The sequence below is a fragment of the Arthrobacter sp. FW306-06-A genome, from assembly GCF_021870055.1.
In the GTDB taxonomy this organism is placed as follows: Bacteria; Actinomycetota; Actinomycetes; order Actinomycetales; family Micrococcaceae; genus Arthrobacter.
Map to the genome: position 1 here is coordinate 3,392,700 of NZ_CP084552.1, position 17,561 is coordinate 3,410,260.

General features: G+C 66.4%; 21 protein-coding genes. 8 read left to right on the top strand and 13 right to left on the bottom strand.

Annotated elements, in window-relative coordinates:
• Positions 1-97 precede the first annotated feature (97 nt).
• Genes LFT49_RS15825 through LFT49_RS15840 form a run of 4 tightly spaced genes read right to left on the bottom strand, consistent with a single transcriptional unit; the run spans position 98 to position 4,209 of the window.
• On the bottom strand, positions 98-1,114 hold the full coding sequence (locus LFT49_RS15825) for a magnesium and cobalt transport protein CorA (RefSeq protein ID WP_236799232.1): 1,017 nt from the start codon (positions 1,112-1,114) through the stop codon (positions 98-100).
• Complete coding sequence (locus LFT49_RS15830; RefSeq protein WP_236799233.1) at positions 1,111-1,605, bottom strand: GbsR/MarR family transcriptional regulator; 495 nt, start codon at positions 1,603-1,605, stop codon at positions 1,111-1,113. The genes LFT49_RS15825 and LFT49_RS15830 overlap by 4 nt, the downstream gene beginning before the upstream one ends.
• Positions 1,602-3,224, bottom strand: a complete 1,623-nt coding sequence (locus LFT49_RS15835) for an ABC transporter permease (protein WP_237428718.1) — start codon at positions 3,222-3,224, stop codon at positions 1,602-1,604. Before LFT49_RS15835 ends, LFT49_RS15830 begins: the two co-directional genes overlap by 4 nt.
• Before the next feature lies 1 nt (position 3,225).
• A complete protein-coding gene (locus tag LFT49_RS15840; protein ID WP_237428719.1) occupies positions 3,226-4,209 on the bottom strand; it encodes an ABC transporter ATP-binding protein in 984 nt (327 codons plus the stop codon).
• Positions 4,210-4,262: 53 nt separating this feature from the next.
• Between LFT49_RS15840 and LFT49_RS15845 the strand changes: the two genes are divergently transcribed.
• The gene (locus tag LFT49_RS15845) at positions 4,263-5,456 is read left to right on the top strand and encodes an MFS transporter (protein WP_236799236.1); all 1,194 of its coding nucleotides are present in this window, start codon (positions 4,263-4,265) and stop codon (positions 5,454-5,456) included.
• A gap of 36 nt (positions 5,457-5,492) precedes the next feature.
• Positions 5,493-6,398, top strand: coding sequence for a phosphatase PAP2 family protein (locus LFT49_RS15850; protein ID WP_236799237.1), 906 nt, complete (start codon positions 5,493-5,495; stop codon positions 6,396-6,398).
• A 303-nt stretch (positions 6,399-6,701) separates the two neighbouring features.
• Here the strand turns inward: LFT49_RS15850 and LFT49_RS15855 are convergent, their stop codons facing one another.
• Both LFT49_RS15855 and LFT49_RS15860 read right to left on the bottom strand, forming a co-directional pair.
• On the bottom strand, positions 6,702-7,085 hold the full coding sequence (locus LFT49_RS15855; protein ID WP_236799238.1) for a VOC family protein: 384 nt from the start codon (positions 7,083-7,085) through the stop codon (positions 6,702-6,704).
• Between the two features lie 400 nt (positions 7,086-7,485).
• Positions 7,486-8,085, bottom strand: coding sequence for a TetR/AcrR family transcriptional regulator (locus LFT49_RS15860; RefSeq protein ID WP_236799239.1), 600 nt, complete (start codon positions 8,083-8,085; stop codon positions 7,486-7,488).
• A 63-nt stretch (positions 8,086-8,148) separates the two neighbouring features.
• On the opposite strand from LFT49_RS15860, the gene LFT49_RS15865 reads away from it, so the two are divergent.
• Positions 8,149-8,517, top strand: coding sequence for a cupin domain-containing protein (locus LFT49_RS15865; protein WP_236799240.1), 369 nt, complete (start codon positions 8,149-8,151; stop codon positions 8,515-8,517).
• On the opposite strand, the gene LFT49_RS15870 is transcribed toward LFT49_RS15865, so the two are convergent.
• Positions 8,504-9,172 (bottom strand): TetR/AcrR family transcriptional regulator, encoded by a 669-nt coding sequence (locus tag LFT49_RS15870; protein ID WP_236799241.1) that lies wholly within the window; start codon positions 9,170-9,172, stop codon positions 8,504-8,506. The genes LFT49_RS15865 and LFT49_RS15870 overlap by 14 nt on opposite strands.
• 116 nt (positions 9,173-9,288) lie before the next feature.
• Between LFT49_RS15870 and LFT49_RS15875 the strand changes: the two genes are divergently transcribed.
• On the top strand, positions 9,289-10,419 hold the full coding sequence (locus LFT49_RS15875) for a flavin-containing monooxygenase (protein ID WP_236799242.1): 1,131 nt from the start codon (positions 9,289-9,291) through the stop codon (positions 10,417-10,419).
• Here LFT49_RS15875 and LFT49_RS15880 read toward each other — a convergent pair.
• On the bottom strand, positions 10,388-11,089 hold the full coding sequence (locus tag LFT49_RS15880; RefSeq protein WP_236799243.1) for an esterase/lipase family protein: 702 nt from the start codon (positions 11,087-11,089) through the stop codon (positions 10,388-10,390). The two genes, LFT49_RS15875 and LFT49_RS15880, sit on opposite strands and share 32 nt — an antisense overlap.
• Positions 11,090-11,145: 56 nt before the next feature.
• On the bottom strand, positions 11,146-12,366 hold the full coding sequence (locus LFT49_RS15885) for an MFS transporter (protein WP_236799244.1): 1,221 nt from the start codon (positions 12,364-12,366) through the stop codon (positions 11,146-11,148).
• A 161-nt stretch (positions 12,367-12,527) separates the two neighbouring features.
• On the opposite strand from LFT49_RS15885, the gene LFT49_RS15890 reads away from it, so the two are divergent.
• Positions 12,528-13,229: a GAF and ANTAR domain-containing protein gene (locus LFT49_RS15890; RefSeq protein WP_237428720.1), complete on the top strand. Its 702-nt coding sequence runs from the start codon at positions 12,528-12,530 to the stop codon at positions 13,227-13,229.
• Between the two features lie 25 nt (positions 13,230-13,254).
• Here LFT49_RS15890 and LFT49_RS15895 read toward each other — a convergent pair whose 3' ends face one another.
• Positions 13,255-13,686: a hypothetical protein gene (locus LFT49_RS15895; protein WP_237428721.1), complete on the bottom strand. Its 432-nt coding sequence runs from the start codon at positions 13,684-13,686 to the stop codon at positions 13,255-13,257.
• Between the two features lie 175 nt (positions 13,687-13,861).
• On the opposite strand from LFT49_RS15895, the gene LFT49_RS15900 reads away from it, so the two are divergent.
• Positions 13,862-14,257, top strand: coding sequence for a hypothetical protein (locus LFT49_RS15900; RefSeq protein WP_236799247.1), 396 nt, complete (start codon positions 13,862-13,864; stop codon positions 14,255-14,257).
• A gap of 7 nt (positions 14,258-14,264) precedes the next feature.
• Here LFT49_RS15900 and LFT49_RS15905 read toward each other — a convergent pair whose 3' ends face one another.
• Positions 14,265-14,879 carry a PAS and ANTAR domain-containing protein gene (locus LFT49_RS15905; RefSeq protein WP_236799248.1) on the bottom strand — a complete coding sequence of 205 codons (615 nt, stop codon included), beginning with the start codon at positions 14,877-14,879 and terminating at the stop codon, positions 14,265-14,267.
• A 196-nt stretch (positions 14,880-15,075) separates the two neighbouring features.
• Between LFT49_RS15905 and LFT49_RS15910 the strand changes: the two genes are divergently transcribed.
• On the top strand, positions 15,076-15,417 hold the full coding sequence (locus LFT49_RS15910) for a hypothetical protein (protein ID WP_236799249.1): 342 nt from the start codon (positions 15,076-15,078) through the stop codon (positions 15,415-15,417).
• A 90-nt stretch (positions 15,418-15,507) separates the two neighbouring features.
• Here the strand turns inward: LFT49_RS15910 and trxB are convergent, their stop codons facing one another.
• Positions 15,508-16,485 carry a thioredoxin-disulfide reductase gene (gene trxB / locus LFT49_RS15915; RefSeq protein WP_237428722.1) on the bottom strand — a complete coding sequence of 326 codons (978 nt, stop codon included), beginning with the start codon at positions 16,483-16,485 and terminating at the stop codon, positions 15,508-15,510.
• Positions 16,486-16,507: 22 nt separating this feature from the next.
• Positions 16,508-16,942: an arsenate reductase ArsC gene (locus tag LFT49_RS15920; protein WP_236799251.1), complete on the bottom strand. Its 435-nt coding sequence runs from the start codon at positions 16,940-16,942 to the stop codon at positions 16,508-16,510.
• 156 nt (positions 16,943-17,098) lie between these two features.
• Here LFT49_RS15920 and LFT49_RS15925 point away from each other — a divergent pair, with 156 nt between their 5' ends.
• Positions 17,099-17,422, top strand: a complete 324-nt coding sequence (locus LFT49_RS15925; protein WP_236799252.1) for a hypothetical protein — start codon at positions 17,099-17,101, stop codon at positions 17,420-17,422.
• The last annotated feature ends 139 nt before the right edge of the window (positions 17,423-17,561 follow it).

A 17,561-nucleotide genomic window follows, 5' to 3' on the forward strand; every position in this document is an offset into this window, starting at 1 on the left:
CACCATCGACCGCTAAGCCGCCCAACTGCTAAGCAGGCTTAGGATTCAGAGGCAATGGTAGGGCATGAAGCTGGGAGCAGCGGTCGCGTGGAGGCGCTCAGATCCACTTGTTGTGCTTGAACGCGAGGTAGAGGACCAGGCCCATGGCCACCATCAGGCCCAGCGCGTAGGGGTAGCCGTACGTCCACGCCAGCTCGGGCATGTTGGTGAAGTTCATGCCGTAGATAGAGGCCACCAGGGTGGGCGCGAACAGGATGGCGGCCCAGGACGAGATGCGCTTGACCTGCTCGTTCTGTTCCAGGCTGGACTCGGTCATGCGCTGCATTTCATCGTTTTGCCGCTGGGCCACGAGGGCTGCGTTGACGGCGAGGGCGTTCTGAAGCAGGGCCCGGAAGGAGGCCACACGCTCGTTGAGCCGCAGCACGTGGTCCAGGACGTCGCGCAGGTGGTCCTGCAGGACTTCCCCCGGCGGCCGCTCAGGGGTCCCCGCCATGAGTTGGCGAAGGATTCCGGCCAACGGGCTGGTGGCGCGCTGGAAGATGATTACCTGCCGGGAGAGCTCGTAGATCCTCCGCGAAACCTCCGGGTCGGCGCCAAAGAGGTCATCCTCAATTTCGTCGATATCGTTCTCCAAGCCGGCAGCCACAGGCTCATACTCGTCCACCACCTGGTCCAGGATGCCGTACAGCACGGCGTCGGGGCCCAGGGCAAGGAACTCCGGCATGGACTCCATGCGGCGGCGCACCTTTGCCAGGTCCGGGGACTCGGCGTGCCTGACGGTCACCACGTACTCGTCACCGACAAAAACGTGGATCTCGCCGAAGTCCACCTTTTCTACGTCGTCCCGGTACCGCGCCGGCCGGAGCACCAGGAACAGGCAGCCGCCGTAATGCTCCAGCTTGGCCCGCTGGTGGCCGGAGAGCGCGTCCTCGATGGCGAGCTGGTTGAGGTCGAATTCCTCGCCGACGGACTGCAGTTCCTCCGCGTCCGGCCGGTACAGGCCGATCCATGCCATCCCCTGTCGCTGCCGCAGGAGAAAGTAGGTTTCATCAAGGTCTTCGGGGTCCTCGGTGCGGAGTCCGTTTACGTAGACGGCGTTGTCAATGATGGTCACGGGTGGGCCTCCCGCTCGCGCTCCCAGTCATCCAGCAGCGCGGGCATCCGCGAGTTGAGGAACCGGTAGAACCGGGCCATCTCCGCTACCCGCGCCCGCGCGGCAGATCCCTCCGGGAGGGTTTCCGCCGTGGCATCGGTGAGTGCTGCCAGCTTCTCGTAAACGGTGCTGTTCCGCATCGACGCCACGTACCACTCATCGGTATGGAGGGCGTAGAGGTCCCGGCGGCTGCCGGGCTGCGAAATCCGGTGGACGAAGCCCACGGTCTGCAGGTACCGCACCGCCCCCGAGACCGCTGCGGCACTGGCGCCCAGCCGCTCCGAGAGCTCTGCGGCGGTGAGGCTTCCCTGTTCCGAGGAAACCAGCGCCAACAAGGTCCGCGCCGGCATCTTGGGGAACCCGGCCGCGGCGAAGGCGGCCGCGGTCCTTTCGGCAGCCGCGACGGTCAGTTCCGGGGTTTGCGCATCAGCCACGCCCATGTCAGTGGTCACATCGAACCCACCTCCCGCCGCCGCATTACCGAGACCGCCAGCACGGCTGCAACCGCGGCGATCAAGAGCATCCACCATGCGCCGCTCCAGTCCGTGGTGTCGCCGTGAGGAACCGGGGTGTGGGCGAATGGCGACAGGTCACGCAGGGCCTGATCAATCCCCAACATGGCGCCCAGGATGCCGAGCACCACGCCCAGGGCCAGCAGCGCCCAGCTGGCGGCGATGGTCGCTGCCGGCCACAGGACGAACACCAGCGCTGGAACGGAAAGGTAGATCAGGGCCGCCGGCAGCTGGGCCAGGGCGGTTTGCCAGAGGGCATCGGCGGGCATCGAGGTATCGCCGGAGCCGGTCAATGTTGCCCAGGCCCCCACACCTGCCAGGCCCACCACCAATACCACGGCCGCCGCCCCCAGCAGCAGGTAACCGGCCAGCCACCGGACCCGGCCCACGGGAGCGGACAGCAGCAGTTCGGCCGTCCCGGCCGCTTCCTCCTGCCGCAGCCTGATCACGGCCTGGAGCGCACACGCCGCCGCCAGGACCCCGGCCATCGAGAAGAGCACCGAGACCATGAGCTGGGTGAGCGAGGTGCCCTGGGACTGGAGCATGGCCCGCAGCATGGCGGTGATGTTGGTATCAGGGGTATCGACGGCGGCAATCGCCTTTCCGAGCGAGCCCGCCAGCAGGCCCAGGGCCAGGCCGCTGAGTCCCCAGCCGATAATCGATCCGGACTGCAGCCGCAGCGCCAGGGCCACCGGGCTCCGCAGCCCGGGCCGGGCTGCGGCGCGTCCCGGCCGTGTTCCCCACACGCTTGCCCCGCTGTCCCGCGTGCGGAGGATCAGCCAGGCGACTGCAAAGCAGGCGACGGCGAGGCCCACCGGCAGCACCAGCGGCCAGGTGCGGTTTCCCGAGAAAGCGTACGTCTGCTGGCCCCAGCCAATGGGTGAGAACCAGCTGGCGGACCCTTCCGTCATGGTGGTCCCGTCGGCACCGGGGGTCCCCGTGGCATCGCCGATCCCACGCAGGACGTAGGCCAGGACAACCAGTGCGGCGGACACGCCGTTCGCGCCGCGGGACGTCGGCATGAACTGGGCCACCAGCAGGCCCAGGGCAAGGAAGGCGAGCCCGACGGCGCCCGTTGCGGCTCCGGCGGTCAGGGAACCTTGCGCGTCCAGGCCCTGGGAGGCGAACCCTGCGAACACCGCCAGTGCCACGAGGATGTTCGCCGTGATGCCGTGCAGCAGGGTGGCGATGTTGGGCAGCAGGCGGCCGGCAGGCGTGGCGGCGACCAGTTCGGCAGTGCCGGTTTCCTCATCGGCACGCGTGTGGCGCACCGCCAGGAACGTGCTCATCAGCCCGGCCAGCAGGGCCAGGAACGCGTAGATCAGGAAGAACGTGAACGCCCCCTGGTCCGCACCGCGGGGTAGGCCGCGCAGCATCAGGATGGCGGGAGTGGCGATGGCCACCTGCAGGATCTCGGTGCGGCTCACCACACTGCCGTACGTCTGTGTGACGGCGGCCGCTGCAAACAGGGCGAAGGCCCCGATGGCCACCACCCAGCTTAGGAGCTGCCAGCGGTCCCGCCGCAGCCGCTGGCCCAAGAGGACCAGAAAGACTTCCATGTCAGCTCCGTCCCCTCGCACCCAGCAGGTGCCGCCGGGAACCGTAGCCAGCGGAAGCCGGAGCATCCGACTCCGGGGCAGCAGCGGTATCCCCGTAGTGCCGCAGGAACAGCTCCTCCAGCGACGGCGGGACAATCGTCAGGCCCTGCACGCCCAGCGCGCCCAATGCGGGAAGCACCTCCGCAATCCGGTCAGCGTCGGCGCTGAACCGGACCCGGCCGGCGTCCACCGTAAGGTCGTGCACCGCGCCGAGCCGGGACAGGGCTTCCGCGTCCAAACCGTCCGCAGCGAAGGAAACCTCGGACCTGGTGAGGTGCCGCAGGGACTCCAGCGTGCCGCCGTCGACGATTTTTCCGGCGCGGATGATGCTCACCCGGTGGCACAGCACCTCCACCTCGGAGAGGATGTGGCTGGACAGCAGCACCGTTGCGCCGCGGTCGACGGCGGCCAGCAGCTCCCTGCGGAAAACCTCCTCCATGAGCGGGTCCAGGCCGCTGGTGGGCTCGTCCAGCAGGTAGAGCTCGGCTTCAGTGGCGAGGGCCGCGATCAGGGCGACTTTTTGCCGGTTGCCCTTGGAGTAGGCGCGCCCCTTCCGGGCCGGATCAAAGTCGAACACCTGGCACAGGCGGTCCTTCCGGCGGCGGTAGGCCTCGCCGTCCGCCGTGCCGCCGCGCAGCCGGGACAGCAAATCGATGGTCTCGCCGCCGGACAGGTTGGGCCAGAGCCGGACGTCGCCGGGAACGTAGGCGAGGCGCCGGTGCAATTCTGCGGCCTGAGTCCAGGGTTCGAGGCCCAGAACCGTGGCGGCGCCGGAAGTTGCCCGGGCCAGGCCCAGGAGGACGCGCAGGGTAGTGGACTTCCCGGCGCCGTTGGGGCCAAGGAAGCCGTGGATCTCCCCGTGCTGGACTTCGAGGTCCAGGCCGTCCAGGGCCCTGACCCGGCCGAAGTGCTTATGCAGGTTCGCTGTCTGGACAACGGTGTTCATGATTCAAGTCTTCGAAGTTTTCACAAGTTTATGAAGGCACTAAAGTCCCAACTATGAGCCCCGACAAGCCCCTGTCCACCGGGCACGCCACCCGCACGGCAACGGCACCTCTTTACGCCGCCGGGTTCGTCACCGCTTTCGGCGCCCACAGCATCGCGGCAGGACTCGGTTCGCAAAGCGGGAACGTCGGCCTGACGCTGCTGAACCTCGGCATCCTGCTGGCCCTCTATGACGTGGCCGAAGTCTTCCTCAAGCCCGTGTTCGGAGCGCTCAGCGACCGGATCGGGGCCAAGCCTGTCATCGTCGGCGGACTCTTCGCCTTCGCCGCCCTGTCCCTCATCGGTTTGGGAGCCGCGGACCCGTTGATCCTTGCCCTGGCCAGGCTGGGACAGGGCGCTGCGGCATCTGCCTTCTCGCCGGCGTCGTCCGCCATGGTGGCAAGGATGGCCCGCGGCGGCAAGGCGGGCACCTACTTTGGCCGGTACGGGTCCTGGAAGAGCCTGGGCTACATTATCGGGCCGCCGCTGGGCGCGGGCCTGATCCTTGCCGGCGGGTTTCCGCTGCTGTTCGGAACGCTCTCAGCGCTGGCCGCCGTGACCGCCGTGTGGGTGCTGGTGTCCGTGCCGCATTTGGCGCCGCTGCCGCGGAAGCGGTACACGGTGATGGACCTGGCCCGGCAGGTCGGCGAGCGCCGTTTCCTGGTGCCCACACTGGTGCTGGCCGCAGCAACCGGCGCGCTGGGTGCCGCCGTCGGATTCATCCCCGCCCTGGCCACCCGCCATGGCATGGACGCATTCGCGGGCACGGCCGCGGTGAGCGTGTTGGCGCTGGGCTCGGTACTCACCCAACCCTGGATCGGAAGGCTGCGGGACCGCAACGCCATCACGGACAACAGCGGCACGACGACGGGCCTGCTGCTGATTGCCGCGGGCATCGGTCTGGTGGCGGTGGCCCCGGGTGTGGTCACCATCTTCGTGGCCGCGGCCTGCATTGGGACAGGCATCGGCGCGGTGACCCCCTTGGGTTTCGCGCATCTGGCCGACACCACCCCGCCGGAGCGGATGGGCCGGACCATGGGTTCGGCCGAACTGGGACGGGAGCTGGGCGACGCCGGCGGCCCGCTGCTGGTGGGCGGCATCGCCACGGCCACGGCGCTGCCGTTCGGGCTGGGCGCGCTGGCGCTGTTGGTGGCCGCGGCGGGCATCCCCCGGCTGGACCCGGTCAAACCCGCCGCGCCCAACTCCTGAGCGGCCATCCAGCTTTTTGTGTCACCCTTAACCGCGATGACTTCTTCACGGCAACTGCCCACCAGGACTCCGGCCCGGCCTGCCCCGGGTTCGGCGTTCCTGTTCGTGCTGTCCACTGCCGCGTGCATTGCCGGGCTGATGGCCACCTACTACTTCTTTGTCCAGACCACCACGGGCCAGTTCATTGATGAGTCCGCGCTGGTGGAAGCGGTGGAAATCCACGGGCCTGCGGGCAAGGCGGCCACCAAGTTCCTGGACTGGCTGCCCACCATCTCGCTGGTGATGGCCGCCGTCGTGGTCCTGTTTGTCACGGTGATCCGGCGGCACTGGGCCGAGGCCGGCATCGCCGTCGCTGCGTGCATTGGCGCGAACGTGGCCACCCAAGTGTTGAAGGACCTGCTGCCGGCGCGCCCGGACAAGGGTGTGCTGACCCTCGAACTGAATTCGCTGCCATCCGGCCACACCACCCTGGCGGCTTCAGCGGCGGCGGCAGTGTTCCTGATGGCGTCCCCGCGCTGGCGGCCCATGGCAGGCTTCGTCGGCGGCACCTTCGCCATTGCCTCCGGCGTGTCCACGCTGATCAACCAGTGGCACCGGCCCGCCGACGTGGTGGCGGCGTTCCTGCTGGTAGGGGCGTTCATGATTCCGGCCGGTTGGTTGATCCTCCGGCGCGGTTCGTGGAACGAGTGGGACGGGTTCGGTGAACATCTCGGCTCGGCCCGGATCTGGCTCACTCTGCCGGTGCTGATCGGCCTGGCGTCCGCGGGCGTTGCCGTCTATTCACTGATTCGGATTGCCCCCAGCCCTTGGCAGGAGGCCAGCACCACCAATTACTTTTGGGCCGGCATCTCGCTGATCGTGATCGCGGGGTACCTGGCCACTGTGGCCACTACGTCCCTGTTTGCGTTTGCCTCCCGACGGCGGCACGCGTCCCGCCGCTGACACGGAACGGCGGGTGCAACGCGCAGGTCAGTCCGCGGCGCCAAGGCGGGCCAGGAGGAAGCCCCGGCCAGGATGGCGTTCTCGATACCGCCTTGCTCCCCCCATGGCGGCGATAAGCTTCACGGCCCGCCTGGCCCTAGCACGAAACGGGCTTTTGCGGGGAGATCTTGATCAAACCTTGAGGATATTGAGGCCCTTAGCTTGAGGGGTGCGGCGGATAGTTAAAGGTGCCCGGGCGGCGTCTAGAAGCAGGCACCGCCGGGCAACTCCCTCTACGCGTCCCGCACGGATGTGCCTCTGTTCTTACTCGAGCGGGTCGAGCCGCTTGCGCAGAAGGCAGAACTCGTTGCCTTCGGGATCCTGCAGGACGTGCCACTGCGCCTCGCCGGTCTGGCCTACGTCCGCCGGCCGTGCACCGAGCGCCAGCAGGCGTTCCAGCTCGGCGTCCTGGTCCCGGTCCACCGGGTTGATGTCGATGTGCAGCGGAAGCCTCCCCACCCGCGGGTTGCTGCTTGGACTCAGGAAGATCGTTGGCTGCGCTCCCCCGAACCCGGCGTCCGGCGGCCCGATCTCGATCGCCCCGTCCTCCCGGTCAATCTCCACGTAGCCAAGCACGTCGCTCCAGAACTTCGCGAGCAGTTCGGGGTCAGCGCAAGTAAGGACCAGTTCACTTATACGGCATGACATGGTGCCAGTCTACGGAGGGGCTGCACCTGCCAGCTCGCTGACACATTCTTCGACGGCCTTTTCCATCCTCGAGGCGCATCTTCACCAGCGCGGCCCAGGTATCAGGAGCGCAATTGAAGCTGCGCGTCGGGGTCGAATATGCGCGTCGCGGGAACCACATTTATGACAGAACCAGCTCGGCGGGAGGCGGCGCCGCTGCCTTGGGGGTGTTGCAGCGGCACCTTCTTCCGCCGAGCGTGGCCTAACTGAGGACTACTATGAACGCTCAACCTCAGGAAGTGAGGGAGTAAATCGTCAACAAAAGCTCAAGTTATTTGAAAGCTCAACCGCCTCTGACCTGCGCTTCTATTCCGATTGCCCTACTTATCCACCGCCCTCCAAAGCGGCGGGACAGCCTGCTCTAGGCAGCGAGCGCAGCGTCAAGAATGTCCAAGGCGTTGGCACGCATGACCCCAAATGCCTGGTTCGGCCGGAGGCCTGCAACGTCCCGCAGCCAGACATAGGCTTCAATGCCGGCAACCGCGCGAAGCCTGACAGCCAGGGCGGCAGTGTCGATGCCGGATCCTCCGGTTTCCAGCGGGGACAGCGCGTCGCGGTACCAGCCCACAGCCCGGCCGCCGCGAAGCGTGGGCCGGGCAGCGCCCGGGGTTAAAGACAGCCGGAGCGATGCCCGCAGTTGTGGTTCCCAGGTGCGGATGAAGTCGAAGTGCGCGTCCAGGGTGCGCTCCAGGCGGTCACGCACGTCCGACGGCGGGTCCTCACCCAGCAGCGATCCCAGACCGGTCTCCGGGAGGGCCGCGTGCAGCAGCGCTTCCTTGTCCGGAAAGTACCGGTAGGCAGTGGTGCGGGATATGCCCGCCGTGGCAGCAACTTCTGCAACCGAAGGGTCCCGTCCGTCCTTCAGCAGATCCCGGAGGACGGACACCAACTCGTCCCGCGTGCGCGACTTCTGCCGGGCCCTGCCGGTCTCCAGATACTTTTCATTGTGGCGTACGGACACAGGACTTATGATACATACGTACCGTAATGGTACGGACGTCCCATAAAAAATGAGGGGTTTCCCATGGCCGATCCCATTGCAGTGAATCCACAGCACTACCGGCTGGTCTTCGAGAACGACCGGGTCCGCGTCCTTGAGTACAGTGACGGCCCCGGCGACAGCACCGGCACCCATTCCCACCCGGACAGCGTGATGGTCACACTCACTTCGTTCGCCCGCCGGCTCCGGTCGGGAGGCCGCGAAGTGGATGTGGAACTCGGGGCAGGGCAGGCCCGCTGGCTCGACGCGCAGGAACATTCGGGGACGAATACCGGCTCTTCCCCCACGCACTGCCTCTTCATTGAGCTGAAGGAACCGCGTCCGCAATCCCCCGGCGACCAGGAGCGTTCGCCGGCCACCCACACCGGCCGCCTTGGCCCTAGCGCTTCTTAGCCTGGTCCACGGTCAGCAGCAGCCGGCACCACGCATCAGTAAGCCAGCCCGCAAACTGCTCCGGGGTCCACCCGCGCTGGTCCACCAGCAACACCCAGTACTCGGGCCCGTTCATGCTCCAGACGGCGTCGGCCAGCTCTGCGGCCGGCCGGTCGGTCCGCAGCTCCCCGGTAGCGGCAAGGTCCTCAACAAACTTCAGCATGTTCGCCGCGCGCCGGTCGGAGATCTCCCGCCAGAGCGCAGCGCAATCGGCGTCGGTCCCCGCGGCATCCCGCAGGGCCACATACACCGGCGCGAGCCGGGGCTGGATGGCGGCCAGGGCGTGGGCGTAGATCGAGATCTTGTCGGCGGCGCGCTCCGCTTCCCTCAGGCGAATGACATAGTCGCGGCTCTCGGCGGGGACCGCATGGCCGGTCCCGGAGATGGCAGTTTCCACTACTTCCCGCAGCAGGTCAGGCTTGCGCCCGATGGCGGCGTAGACAGTGTCGACGGCGACACCCGCCCTCCGCGCAATGCCCGCCACAGTGGTGGAACGGTACCCCTCCCCCACAAACAATTCACGAGCGGCGGCCAGTACGGCATCCCGCGTTGCGGCCGCCTGTTGCTTCCGCCGGGGCGAGTGGTAGCGGCGCGCAGGGGCATTGACTTCACTCATCGCCGGGCCTAGCCTTAATTGATCCGAGTATGCTTCGGATGAATTCTAGCAGGAAGCCCCAGGCCGCCAAGAGCCCATCGCAAAGAAGCGGCAAAGGGGTGGAAGGGCAGGCCATCATGTCAGAGCACTTCGACACCGTCGTCGTCGGCGGCGGCCAGGCCGGATTGGCCATGGGCTACCACCTGTCCCGCCTCAAGCGTCACTTCGTCATCCTCGACGAGAACCCCAGGACCGGTGACAGCTGGCGTGCCCGCTGGGAGTCGCTCCGGCTCTTCACCCCCGCCCGGTACGACGCCCTTCCCGGCAGCCGCTACCCAGCCCCGCCCTGGTCCTACCCGTCGCGGGAAGAGTTCGCCGACTACCTCAGCGGCTACGCGGACCGCTTCGCACTGCCGGTCCGGAACAACTTCCGGGTCACCGGCGTGAGCCACACCGGACAGTGCTTCGTCATCGAAACGGACAACCAACGCATCGAAGCCGACAACGTAGTGGTCGCCCCGGGCTGGGACCGGAAGCCCAAGGTGCCGGCTTTCGCACAGCAGCTCAGCCCGCACATCAAACAGCTCACGGCGGGCAGCTACAAGAGCCCAGCGGACCTCGCGCCAGGCCCGGTCCTGGTGGTCGGCGCGGGCAACTCCGGCGCGGACATCGCCCTGGAGCTGGCCCCGACCCGCAGGACATACATCTCCGGCAGGCACCCCGGCGAAATCCCCTGGCCCATCGACGCCCTGGCCACCCGCCCCCTCACCCTCGCCGTCTTCTTCGCGTTCTCGCACGTCCTGAACCTCAACACGCCTGCCGGCCGGAAGGCCCGCCCGCAGATCCTGGCACACAGCGGACCCCTGGTCAGGGTGAAGAACCGCGACCTGGTGCGTGCCGGCGTCGAACGCGTTCCCAGGACGGAAGGAACCAGGGATGGGTTTCCCATACTCGCGGATGGCCGGGCACTCGAGGTGGCCAGCATCATCTGGTGCACCGGTTTCACGCCGGACCTGGGGTGGATCCACCTGCCGGTGTTCGGCCCGGACGGCGAACCGGAACATGACCGCGGGGTGGCCAAAGCGCAGTCGGGACTCTACTTCCTGGGCGCCATCTTCCAGCAGTCGCTGGCGTCCTCCATGGTCCACGGGGTAGGCCGGGACGCGGCCTTCATCGCCCGGCATATCGCCGCACGCACGCCACAAGCACCGGCAGCACGCCCCCGGCAAAAGGACGTCAGGCCGGAAGGTTCAGCTGCTCCACAATGATGCGGGCGGTTCCGGGGTCGCCCAGGATCTTGAAGTGCCCGGCCACCGGCAGTTCGATGTTGGTGGCGCCGGGCAGGACGCTTCCCTCCGGAATGTGCGGGTCAAAGGGTCCGTAAATGGATGTAATCCGGCTGTTGATGGTGAGCTCGCGGGACATCTGGAGCGTCAGGGCGTTCCGGGGCGAGAAGATCCGCAGGCTTGGCAGCAGCATGTACCGGGCGTAACGCGAGCCGGAAAACGGTGCGCACACGGAGATCATCCGGTCGATCCGGTGTTCGGGATCCAGGGACAGCATGGTGTATTTGCCAATCAGCCCACCCTTGCTGTGCGCCACCAGGATTGCGCCGCGCAGCCCCGCCTCCTCCAGGTGCTGGGCCACGAGCTTGGCGGCCTCCGGCACCTTCAGCTTGTTGCGCTGGAGTACGGTGACCACGTGGACGGGATGCCCGGCGTCGTGGATGGCCTGGATGACCGGCATCATGAACTGCCAGTTTTCGTACACGCCGGGGATGATCACCACGGGCGCGCGGGTCCCGTTCCGGAAGGACGCCGGCTGCACGCGCGACAGGAAGCCGCGCACCTGCCAGCCCGCGGCGTACACATAGTCCTGCGCCCACCACACGGCCTTCTGCAGTGGACTGATGCGGGCAGCGGCGCCGGGATGACTCATGTGTCGAGAATAACCTCGACGGCCGCGCTACCCACCAAACCGGCCCGCAAACACGGTCAGTAGTTGCGGCGGTGCTTCAGGCGGGGAATTACGACGGCGAACACGGCTGCCGCCGCGAACCCCAGGATTCCGGTGGCTGAGATCCCCGGGCCCAGGGAGGCGAGCGCGGTCACCCCCGACAGGAGGACGGGACCGCCGGTGGACCCGGCGTCGGCCATGAACCGCCAGAGGCCCAGGAACTGCCCCCGGCCGCGGTCCGGCGAGAAGTCGGCGCCGAGCGTCATCACCAGCCCGGAGCTGATGCCGTTGCCGAAACCGATCAACAGCGCCGCCAGCAGCAGCCCAACAAAGGATCCGGTGAGCGGGATCAGGAGCAGCGCCGTCCCCATGAGCAGCGTGGACGGGATTGCCACCCACTGCCGGCCCTTGCGGTCCATCAGTTTCCCGGCGGGATAGAACACCAGCATGTCGATCGCGCCGGACAACCCATAGATAAGGGAGGCCGAGGTGGCGTCCATTCCCAGGTGGTCGGACCAGAGCGGAATCACCACCTGGCGGGAGGACCGCAGTGCGCTGAGCAGCAGGATGCCAACGCCCAGTGAAAGGAACACGCCCGCGTGTGAGACCGCGACGCTGCGGAGGGTGGGCTGGGGGCCGGCATCCCCGCCCGGCCGGACCTCCGGCGTCGTCAGGTCCGGAATGGTGAGCGACAGCAGCGCGGCGGCCGCCATGGCCACCACGCCCACCCAGTAGGCGCCTGCAAGGCCGAAGAACTGCATCACGGCGGCCCCCGCAAACGGACCGATGAACACGCCGATCCGGTTCACACCGCCCAGGGTGGACAGCGCCCGGGCACGGAACGCCACGGGCACGGCCTCGGTGAGGTACTTCTGCCGGGCCAGGCCAAACACCGCCCCGGACATTCCGACGACGGCCATCGCCACCGCGAGCAGCCACAGTCCGTTCGAGGCAAGGGTGGAGGAGACGGCGGCTGCTGCCAGCGCCAGGCCGGCAGCGACGGCGGCGCCCACGATGGACCAGCGCTCACCGAAGCGGAGGGTCACCAGGGACGCGGGCAGGTTGAAGAACCAGGACCCCAGGCCGATCAGGGTGACGATCAGGGCCGCCACTGCCACCGACGCTCCCAGTTCGCGGGCGGACAACGCCACCACCGGCAGGATGGCACCTTGCCCGATCCCGAAAAGCAGTGTGGGGCCGAAAGCGGCAACCGCAATGCTGCGCAGGCTGAAAGGCTCAGGATCATCAGGGGAAGTCATCAGATTTATCCTATGGCCGCCCATTGTGGTCCCCCTGCATTGGAAAGGGGGCCTGGTACAGGGGTTCCTCGCCCGCCCTTCCTCCTAGAATCTCCGTACGCAGCACATTGGGGTGATGCCACATGGCGGGAAAGCACGAAACTCCGCGTGAGGAAGGGATCGTGGAGCGTCTACAGGACCTTGTCCTGAAGACTCCGGACATGGCGGAGCTGCTCCACGAACTCGTGACCCTCTCTGCCGCGGCGCTTTCCGTCCACACCAGGCTGCTCTGCGGCGTCACTATGGTGCGGAAGAAGAAACCGGCAACGGTGGCCACCAGCCATTCGCGGGTCAAAGCCATGGATGAGCTGGAGTATGCCTATGGCGACGGGCCTTGCCTGACCGCCCTCCGGGACCTGGTCACCGTCTACATCCCCACATTGCATGAGGAGAGCCGCTGGCCCCATTACTGTGCCACGGCCTGGGACGAAGGCATCCGCTCCATCCTCTCCGTTCCGCTGCCGCTGGAAGGGGAGGCAAGTGCGGCACTCAATCTGTACGCCGCCCAAACGCACGCGTTCAGCGATGAAGCAATTCACAAGGCGGAAGTGCATGCGGGCCAGGCCTCCAAGGCGCTGCGCCTGGCCGTGCGCCTGGCACAGCTGACGGAGGACCGCGACAACCTGGCAGCAGCACTGGAGTCGAGGACCATCATCGACCTGGCAACGGGAATCATCATGGCCCAGAACAACTGCAACCAGGACACCGCCATCAAGGTCCTGCGGAGCGCCTCCAACACCCGCAACCGCAAGCTTCGGGACGTGGCAGCCTTGCTGGTGGCCTCGGTGGGCAAGGATCCCAACGTCATTACGCACTTCGACTGAGGCTTAGGTGCAACAGGGGCAAGGTTCACCGGACGCGCGGCTCGAACCCGGCCAGGGCCCGGAAGAAATTCACCAGCTCAACAATGGCGCCAATGATCGAACCCACGATCCCGAGCACCAGGAACACCCGCACCACTACGGGCCAGCCGGACCAGCTGGTGCCGAAATCGAAGGGGAAGACCTGCCACATTCGCAGCATGGCCGCCACCCCTATGCCCATGACCACAATGTTTCCCAGCGAAAGGAGGGCCCGCGAATGGATCACCTCGCAGACCAGGTTCACAATGATGCCGGCGATGAGGGATGCGTTGATGAGGTCAAGGACGCGGGTCATGTCCGCGGTGAGGAACGGAACTATCTGCCAGCCCGGCCAGACGTTGATCCCCCACAGCAACAGGGCGTTGATCACGGCGGAGCCAACGTTGCCGCTCCGGCTGGTGGTAGTCCTGGCCGCCATGCCAACAGCGTCCCGCATGGACAGCCGCGGCAAAAAGTGCCGAAGGTCCCCCGACGCAGGAAGCGCCCGGGGACACCGCCTGCAGGGGACGGCAGGCCGTTCGGCACTGTTCCAGCGGTCCCGGCAGCACGGAGCCTATTTGGAAACGGAGCCTTTTTGAAGGAGGTGGTTGGCAGTGTTCACTCTTCGCACCCTTGGCGGGATCGCCCTCCTGATGGCTGGGAGCAGCTGGCTGTGGCTGACGCCCACGTTCGCCAGCAAAGGGGTCAACACCTCCGGCGTCTGGTGGGCCATCACCATGGTGCTGTCGCTGCTGACCGTGCTGGGATTCCTGGTGGCCACGTGGGGACTGTTCGCCCGGTGGAGCTGGTGGGAGTACGCAGCCCTGGCCTCTGCGGCGCTGGGGCTGGTCACCCTGGTGCCGTTCTGGGAGGCGGCAACGGGCGGAGGCGAGACGGTGGGGACCACCGCATGGAACGTCTTCGTGCACGTCCTGATGGTGGCCGGCGTCGCGGTGTTGCTGCTGGTACCGCCCCTGGAACGCTGGGTCAACCAGCAGGTGATGGGCTAGCTGGAGGTCAGTAACCGGCCAGGAGCTCAGCGGCCTTGCCGTTCGCTGCCGCGTTCACCAGTTCTTCGGCCACGATGTGCAGCTTGGTGTTGGCGTGCTGGCTCCTGCTGGCCAGGAGTTGGAATGCGGCAGGGCCGTCCACTCCCTGCAGTGCCATGACAATGCCCTTCGCCTGTTCAATCAGGGCCTTATGCCCGAGGGCTCCCTCGATGGCTTCCTCGGCGGCGTGCTGGGACTCGATACGCAGGCTTTGGGTCACGTCCACCATGAAGCCGCGGACGTAGTCCACCTGTCCGGATGGTTCCACGACAGCTTGGATGGCAGAAAAAACGCGCCGTTCCCTGCCCCGGACGTCAATGACCCGGTGCAGCAGCGCCCCTTGGCCGCCGCCTTCCAGGAGGTCCGCCCAGATCTCCTGGATGCGCTCCCGATCCAATTGGTGCTTGTGGGCCATGAACAGTTCGAAGGTGGGCACCACCTCACCCTGCTTGAGTCCGTGTATGCCGTACATGCCCTCGGACCACACCATTTTCCCGGAGGGGACATGCAGTTCGAACGTCCCTGAGGGGCAATGGGCAGAGGGCTGCAGCGGATAAAGATACGTATCAAGCTTTGACCACATACATTCCTCCCAAAGTCAGGTGCACCCCCGGCGGGCTAACGGCACCCACCCTAACCGACCAGTATGAAAAGGACACGTCATATTCCGCCCAGCAGATGCCGGAAAAGTACAGGGGTCACAAAGATGCGGGGACGGAGTACTGTTCGCCCTAGGGGGCGCTGGCGGTCTGCGCCCACAGCCAAGGGGAGGTCATTTCATGGGTGAAGTGTGGATCCGCACGCTGGGCAACGGGCTGGTCCGGGCCGATCGAGTCACCGAGATTACATCCACCCGCGGGTCCCGGCAGGAGGACCGCGGGTATTCACTGAAGGTCATTGTGGACGGCAAGAGCCACGTGCTGATTGACGACGGCGGGTTGCAGGGCTCCCTGCCCGAGCGGCTGGAATATGCCAGGCACATGGAGGACGCCCTGCTGCTGGCAATCGACGAGGCGCGGGGAAGCGACGTGTCCATGGTGGTCTCCTACGAACCGGAACGCGAGCGCTGGTCGGCCGCTCCCGTATCAGTATTAACGGGAAAGCTCCCCGAAGTCGTCTAACAGGCAAAGCCCCAACTGGGTCGCAGTTGTTGTCGTTTTCGGGGCTGATAACGACATTAACTGCGACTCAGTTGGGGCCTGGGACGGACATCAGCTGTGGGTCGGTTCCTCGACGAGCGCAGTGGCGATGCTGGCAGCGTCCTCCAGCGCGGCGAGGAAGCGCTCGGCGTCCAGGGCTGCGGCGCAGCCGGTTCCGGCGGCGGTGATTGCCTGGCGGTACCGGTGGTCCACGGCGTCGCCGCAGGCAAAGACACCGGGCAGGTTGGTGCACGTGGTGGGCGCGTCAACCTTGATGTAGCCTTCCTCGTCCAGGTCCACCTGGCCGGCCACGAGGTCGGTGCGCGGCAAATGGCCGATGGCCACGAAGATGCCGGTGGCGTCCTGGTGCCGGGTTTCCCCTGTGCGGGTGTCCGTGAGGGTGACGCCGGTGACTTTGCCGTCGCCGTGGATGGCCGTGACGGCGGAGTTCCAGGCGAAGCGGATCTTGGGGTTGTCCTTGGCACGCTGGGCCATGATGCGGGAGGCCCGGAGCTCGCCCCTGCGCACGACGACGGTGACGGACTTTCCGAAGCGGGTCAGGAAGGTTGCTTCCTCCATGGCGGAGTCGCCGCCGCCCACCACGATGATGTCCTGTTCGCGGAAGAAGAAGCCGTCGCAGGTGGCGCACCAGGAAACGCCGTGGCCGCTGAACTTTTTCTCCTCCGGCAGGCCGAGTTCCTTGTAGGCGGAGCCGGTGGCCAGGATGACAGCCGTTGCCTCGTAAGTCTCCCCGCCGCCGGTGACCACGCGCTTGACGGGACCTTTGAGGTCAACGGACGTGGCGTCGTCGTACTCAATACGCGCGCCGAACTTTTCCGCCTGCTGCTGCAGCCCGTCCATCAGCTCCGGGCCCTGGACGCCGCCCGGGAAGCCCGGGAAGTTTTCCACTTCGGTGGTGTTCATCAGCGCGCCACCGGCGGTGACGGACCCGGCCAGGACCAGGGGGTTCAGGCCGGCGCGGGCGGCGTAAATGGCGGCGGTGTAGCCGGAGGGGCCGGAGCCGATGATGATCAGCTGTTCTTTGCTCATTGGTTGTCCTTCGGTGGCGGTACTACTGGGCGTCCGCGTGCTGCGCGGGCAGGAGTTCGGTGATCAGTTTTTCAATGCGTGCCTTGATCTCATCACGGATCGGACGAACCGAGTCAACGCCCTTGCCGGCCGGATCCTCCAGTTCCCAGTCCTCGTAACGCTTGCCCGGAAAAACCGGGCACTCGTCACCGCATCCCATAGTGATCACCACGTCCGATTCTTTCACTGCCTCGGTGGTAAGCATCTTCGGGACCTCCGCGGAGAGGTCAATACCTACCTCCGCCATGGCCTCCACGGCGGAGGGGTTCACCTTCTCCGCGGGCTGGGATCCGGCGGAACGCACCTCCACGGTTCCCCGGGACAGGGAGGTCAGGAAAGCGGCCGCCATCTGGGACCGGCCTGCGTTGTGGACGCAAACAAAGAGGACGGAAGGCTTGCCGGCGGGATCGGCGCTCATGGGTGCTCCTCAAACTGATAGAAAACTACTTGCGGTGTAACAAACGTCACTGTGTTGCGCTCATCACATTCGTTGCCTAACCTAGTGGAGGCTTAAGCAAACAGGCCATGCAAGAAGCTGCAGCGTCGCAGCCAATGCCGGGGAAGGCTTTACAACTTGAACTCTAAGCTGAACATTGTGGTCCGGGTGGATCTGGACCACAGCAAGGCCCAGGTGATTGCAAAGGGGCATATCACCATCCACAGCGTCAACGCCCTCTATGTAGTGGCAAAGCGTGCCAACTCCCTCAGGGGAGGCCTGGACCTGGAGCTGGACGTTTCCAGCGCCCTGGTTGATGAGGAGGCGCTGGACATGCTCCATACCGCCTCCGAAACACGGCACCTGCCCGCAAAGATCGATCCGGACCAGGCACCCTGCACCATCAGCGTGCTGGCCGAGCGCCGAGATCCGCGTCCGAGGGCAGTCCGCCTGGCTGCATAAAACCTTCCGGCCGCTCGCCGCGCCCACTTTTCGGGCCAGAGCCGGCCGGCCACCACTTTGCTTTACCGCTCCCAACGACCCGAAGTGCAGCCGCATCTGAACAGACGGATGGCTGCACTTCGGGGCCCGGGGAGCCTAT

Bases quoted from the DNA above. Each gene is read 5' to 3' on its own strand.
- LFT49_RS15840 (WP_237428719.1), bottom strand. From the start codon at position 4,209: ATGAACACCGTTGTCCAGACAGCGAACCTGCATAAGCACTTCGGCCGG.
- LFT49_RS15910 (WP_236799249.1), top strand. From the start codon at position 15,076: ATGGGTGAAGTGTGGATCCGCACGCTGGGCAACGGGCTGGTCCGGGCC.
- LFT49_RS15905 (WP_236799248.1), bottom strand. From the start codon at position 14,879: ATGTGGTCAAAGCTTGATACGTATCTTTATCCGCTGCAGCCCTCTGCC.
- LFT49_RS15895 (WP_237428721.1), bottom strand. From the start codon at position 13,686: ATGGCGGCCAGGACTACCACCAGCCGGAGCGGCAACGTTGGCTCCGCC.
- LFT49_RS15865 (WP_236799240.1), top strand. From the start codon at position 8,149: ATGGCCGATCCCATTGCAGTGAATCCACAGCACTACCGGCTGGTCTTC.
- LFT49_RS15875 (WP_236799242.1), top strand. From the start codon at position 9,289: ATGTCAGAGCACTTCGACACCGTCGTCGTCGGCGGCGGCCAGGCCGGA.
- LFT49_RS15850 (WP_236799237.1), top strand. From the start codon at position 5,493: ATGACTTCTTCACGGCAACTGCCCACCAGGACTCCGGCCCGGCCTGCC.
- LFT49_RS15870 (WP_236799241.1), bottom strand. From the start codon at position 9,172: ATGAGTGAAGTCAATGCCCCTGCGCGCCGCTACCACTCGCCCCGGCGG.
- LFT49_RS15920 (WP_236799251.1), bottom strand. From the start codon at position 16,942: ATGAGCGCCGATCCCGCCGGCAAGCCTTCCGTCCTCTTTGTTTGCGTC.
- LFT49_RS15835 (WP_237428718.1), bottom strand. From the start codon at position 3,224: ATGGAAGTCTTTCTGGTCCTCTTGGGCCAGCGGCTGCGGCGGGACCGC.
- LFT49_RS15855 (WP_236799238.1), bottom strand. From the start codon at position 7,085: ATGTCATGCCGTATAAGTGAACTGGTCCTTACTTGCGCTGACCCCGAA.
- LFT49_RS15845 (WP_236799236.1), top strand. From the start codon at position 4,263: ATGAGCCCCGACAAGCCCCTGTCCACCGGGCACGCCACCCGCACGGCA.
- trxB (WP_237428722.1), bottom strand. From the start codon at position 16,485: ATGAGCAAAGAACAGCTGATCATCATCGGCTCCGGCCCCTCCGGCTAC.
- LFT49_RS15880 (WP_236799243.1), bottom strand. From the start codon at position 11,089: ATGAGTCATCCCGGCGCCGCTGCCCGCATCAGTCCACTGCAGAAGGCC.
- LFT49_RS15885 (WP_236799244.1), bottom strand. From the start codon at position 12,366: ATGACTTCCCCTGATGATCCTGAGCCTTTCAGCCTGCGCAGCATTGCG.